Below are 246 nucleotides of genomic sequence, written 5' to 3' on the forward strand. Positions count from 1 at the left end.
CTCTCCCAGGACCCTGCGGTCCAAGTACCATCGGCGCTGGAGGGCTTAACGGTCGTGTTCGGTATGGGAACGCGTGGTTCCCCTCCGCCATCGCCACCAAACGGATGACTTGCAGAAAGATATTCAATTCATTTGAATTGTTCTTTCAAAACTGACAACGAGCTGCGATATCCTGCCTATTTATCCGATCATCATCGTGATCGGGTATTCCTTAGAAAGGAGGTGATCCAGCCGCACCTTCCGATA

At 51.2% G+C, this 246-nt stretch carries 1 rRNA gene; it reads right to left on the reverse strand.

The features are described from left to right. Positions 1-101: ribosomal RNA gene (rrf, locus tag WFK81_RS30820) — 5S ribosomal RNA — on the reverse strand; the annotation flags it as partial. Positions 102-246: the final 145 nt, after the last annotated feature.

The organism is Paenibacillus sp. MMO-177 (assembly GCF_037147795.1).
GTDB lineage: Bacteria > Bacillota > Bacilli > Paenibacillales > Paenibacillaceae > Pristimantibacillus.